Here is a 3,295-nt window from a genome sequence, read left to right on the forward strand (position 1 = left end):
ATTGATAAATCCTAGTAAATTGCTATGGTATTTTATTATATAACGTTATATAATATAAAAATAAACCCATCAAGTGGGGAACTTGATGGGAGTGGGTAATGCACTACTTGTTTTTATTTTTATTGTTTCTTTCTTCTTCTTTGTTTCACTTATTTCTTTGTTTTACTGATGTTAGCCATAATGCCAAATTATGGCTTTTTTATTTTTATCGTTGTTTATTTTATTTTTTGTCTTAATGATTCTGTCTTAGTAATATCGTAGTCAACAAAGTTTGTATTTACGTCGTTATGAATTTATTTTAGCGTATTTGCGCCTGTGCTCTATGTGCTCTTTGTTATGAATTGTTAAATTAAGTTTCTTTAGTTTCCTTAATAAAACTATTAATATTAATTTTGCATCCTTATTTTTGCATTGCTGCTTTTTAATGATAAATCATCTGAGTGATAGGCAATAAAAAAACGGCTTAAAATTTAAGCCGTTTTTTGTTATGTTAAGATTAACGCGTACGTGGGCAAACTTCATTGTCATTGAAAAAGTAGCTGATTTCACGGGCTGCAGATGTGGTTGAGTCTGAACCGTGAACCGCGTTTTCATCAATGCTGTTAGCAAAGTCACGACGGATAGTGCCTTCAGCCGCGTCTTTTGGATTGGTAGCGCCCATGATTTCACGGTGGTTAGCCACTGCATTTTCCCCTTCAAGTACTGATACTACCACTGGACCTGAAGTCATGAAAGAGACTAAATCATTGTAAAATGGACGTTCTTTGTGCTCAGCGTAGAAACCGCCCGCCTTTTCGTTGTCTAAATGCAACATTTTTGCTGCCACAACTTTTAAGCCTGCTTTTTCAAAACGGCTGTAGATTTCGCCAATGTGGTTGCCTGCGACTGCATCGGGTTTGATAATTGATAAGGTACGTTCAATGGCCATGTTAAATTCCTTTAAAATTGAAGAGGATTATGATTTTAAGTGTGAGAAACTGTAAAAACAGCCCGTACACTGCCCATTGGGCATGTCAAATCACGATTTGAACAAACGGGGATGCTGTTCTTAGTTGCCTATTATAATGATATTGATGGCAAAAACTAGTTTAATTCATCACTGTTAAGTCGAAATTACTACAATATCAAGTTGAACAAGTTTTTTGTAATAAATGGCGGATATATTCTGTGATAAGCAACTATGGTATAGTAGCCAATAGCTTAAATTTTCTCTCAATGGTATGACGCTCTCAAATATCACAAAAACACAAGCGGTTGTGGTAAGCCTTTGCTTGGCGCTATTATTGGTGGCAAGTATTGGTTTGGCACGTCAGTTTACTGTCAAAGCCGTCGCAGATTGTCAGCGAAAAAACCAGCCGTTCGATTATAGTATCTGCGAGCTTGATGCTAAAAACGCGGCGAATTTTTCACTACAGTGGCAAAATCCCTCGTCCACGAGCCACCCATTATTACTCACCTTTACTACCCTGCGCGATTATTTGGCAAGCCAGCAACCTGCCAAAACCTTGTTGTTTGCGATGAATGCAGGGATGTATGATGGCAATTTTGCGCCGATTGGGTATACGGTCATCAATGGCAAGCAAATCCGAGCCCTAAATCTCAAGCAGGGCGGCGGCAACTTTCACCTAATGCCCAACGGGGTATTTTGGCAAGACCGTCAAGGTTTTCATATCACTGAAAGTCAAAGCATGGCAAAAAAACTGGTAAGCGGGGCAAAACCGATTTTTGCCACCCAATCTGGACCCATGCTGGTCATCGATGGTAATATCCATCCAGCATTTGATGCCAATAGTACCTCGAAAAAGTACCGCAATGGTGTTGGCGTGTGTGGTCACAATCCTAGCCGCGTCAAATTTGTGATAAGCGACACGCCTGTCAGCTTTTATGATTTTGCCGATTTGTTCAAATCGCAATTGGGCTGTGACAATGCATTGTTTTTGGATGGCGGTAGTGCCTCGGCATTGTATAGTCAGACGCTGTCACGCAATGACAATAAATATATGGGTGTGATGATTGCGGTAACACAAGACAAATAATGCGTATTCGGTGAGACAAGTTTATGCTGATTTAATCAGCGTTTTGCATAAAATTATCCATTTCCACATTGCAAAAATAATTTTTTAAGGTATTATAATCAGCCTAGTTTTGACAAATTTGCTTAGCAATATTTGTGATACTACCCTTTCGGGCCTATAGCTCAGTTGGTTAGAGCAGAGGACTCATAATCCTTTGGTCCACAGTTCAAGTCTGTGTGGGCCCACCATATAAAACAACCACTTAGGTGCATTAATCCTCAGTGGTTTTTTATTTTTTAGCTTGCAATGATTAGATAGCAATTAGCGTCAATCCCTATTTTAAAGATATACTTTCAAATCCATAGTTATGTCATTGGGTTTTGATTGTTACTTAGTTTTGACTACCTAAACCAGCCACCCAATCCCTGCCTAATTTTATATAAATCCTTGTTTTATATTGAATTGTTGTTGTTGTTAATATTTAACACCCTTAATGAAAACGTCTTTACATTCATCGTAGATAAGTTATAATAAAAACAATACGACTGGTCTATTTTTTATAATAGCGTGTACAGTAACTATGGAGTCTGCCCCTATCAAGAAGTCTGAAGCAAAACGCTTACACATTCTTAACACCAGTTCTGACCTGATTTTGCGTAAAGGTTTTAGCGGTGTGGGATTACAAGAAATTTTACAAAGCTGCGAGATCCCTAAAGGTTCATTTTATCATTACTTCAAATCTAAAGAGTCTTTCGGCTGTGAATTGGTACAGTATTATGTAGATAATTACCAACACCGTTTAGATGAAATATGGCGTGGCGACCAATCCGCTTATCAAAAACTAATCGGGTATTTTAACCTATGGATTGAAGATCCTGATGCGCCATGTAGTTGGGCAGATAGCTGTCTAATTGTAAAACTTGCTGCAGAAGTCGCTGACCTATCTGAAGATATGCGCGCTATTATGTCCGATGGCGTCGATAAGGTAATCAAGCGGATTGCTGAAGTCATCGTTTTGGGCAAGCAAGATGGGTCTATCCAAGCAGAGACTGATGCCTTGACGGTAGCCCAAGTGACTTACCAAATGTGGATGGGCGCGGCGTTATTAAGTAAGCTGCAAAAAGATAAAACACCATTACATCAAGCCTTAAAAGCGACGGCGTTTTTATTAAAAAGTGGAAAGTCTTAAAAGTTAGCTTCGCTGGCTTAACCTCACTAGCTTAACCTTAGAACCTGTTCACAATCTTTTCAATAACAAAGCGATGAAAGCGAGATTGGTA

3 protein-coding genes and 1 tRNA gene are annotated in these 3,295 nt (G+C 38.7%); 3 read left to right on the forward strand and 1 reads right to left on the reverse strand.

All coding sequences use genetic code 11. The features are described 5' to 3' along the window. Positions 1-496: 496 nt before the first annotated feature. A complete protein-coding gene (gene ndk, locus RTS10_RS10965; protein WP_036599730.1) occupies positions 497-928 on the reverse strand; it encodes a nucleoside-diphosphate kinase in 432 nt (143 codons plus the stop codon). Positions 929-1,220: 292 nt separating this feature from the next. On the opposite strand from ndk, the gene RTS10_RS10970 reads away from it, so the two are divergent. The 3 genes from RTS10_RS10970 to RTS10_RS10980 all read left to right on the forward strand — a co-directional run bounded on the left by RTS10_RS10970 (position 1,221) and on the right by RTS10_RS10980 (position 3,204). Beyond that, positions 1,221-2,036, forward strand: coding sequence for a phosphodiester glycosidase family protein (locus RTS10_RS10970; protein WP_312540331.1), 816 nt, complete (start codon positions 1,221-1,223; stop codon positions 2,034-2,036). A 150-nt stretch (positions 2,037-2,186) separates the two neighbouring features. Further along, positions 2,187-2,263 (forward strand) — tRNA-Ile (locus tag RTS10_RS10975). 332 nt (positions 2,264-2,595) lie between these two features. After that, positions 2,596-3,204 (forward strand): TetR/AcrR family transcriptional regulator, encoded by a 609-nt coding sequence (locus RTS10_RS10980; protein ID WP_312540332.1) that lies wholly within the window; start codon positions 2,596-2,598, stop codon positions 3,202-3,204. Positions 3,205-3,295 lie beyond the last annotated feature (91 nt).

Origin of the sequence: Moraxella sp. CTOTU47616 (assembly GCF_032017465.1) — a bacterium.
Lineage (GTDB): Bacteria > Pseudomonadota > Gammaproteobacteria > Pseudomonadales > Moraxellaceae > Faucicola > Faucicola tetraodonis.

What these genes read in the sequence shown, in the direction of transcription:
- ndk (WP_036599730.1), bottom strand. Translation starts at nt 928, where the DNA reads ATGGCCATTGAACGTACCTTATCAATTATCAAACCCGATGCAGTCGCA.
- RTS10_RS10980 (WP_312540332.1), top strand. Translation starts at nt 2,596, where the DNA reads ATGGAGTCTGCCCCTATCAAGAAGTCTGAAGCAAAACGCTTACACATT.
- RTS10_RS10970 (WP_312540331.1), top strand. Translation starts at nt 1,221, where the DNA reads ATGACGCTCTCAAATATCACAAAAACACAAGCGGTTGTGGTAAGCCTT.